Origin of the sequence: Thermococcus sp. 21S7 (genome assembly GCF_012027615.1) — an archaeon.
In the GTDB taxonomy this organism is placed as follows: Archaea; Methanobacteriota_B; Thermococci; order Thermococcales; family Thermococcaceae; genus Thermococcus.
Window position 1 is genome coordinate 1 of sequence record NZ_SNUT01000031.1, and the last position, 392, is coordinate 392.

The 392-nt window shown below is 38.3% G+C and carries 1 protein-coding gene; it reads right to left on the reverse strand.

Going from position 1 to position 392, the window contains the following annotated elements; translation table 11 throughout:
- On the reverse strand, positions 1 to 392 hold a 392-nt coding region (locus E3E51_RS12970; protein WP_167913525.1), incomplete at both ends, for a radical SAM protein.

Sequence of the window (392 nt, forward strand, 5' to 3'; positions counted from 1 at the left end):
TAGAGCTCTTATTCTGTCTTTAGGTGAGGGAGCATTTGGCTCTAATGCCTTAGCTTTTTCTTCATCTATTGTCGTCACTGTTATGCCAACAGCACATTTGAGTTCTCTTAGAATGTCCAAATCACGCTTAAAAATATCTGATTTTGTTAAGATCATGCACCTCACGTTGTATCTTTTGAAGAGCTGTAGAACTTTTCGTGTAATGCCAAATTGCCTCTCAATCGTTGGGTACGGATCAGAAGAGTAGGAGAGCGAGATTATAAACCTTTTATCAAATTTTCTGAGTTCCCTTTCTAGTGTAGGAAGAAGATTTTCTTTAATTCTAACCTTAAAAGCTTTGGGAATATAAGCGGTTATGTAGCAGTAGACACAGGCATGGTCGCAACCAGTAT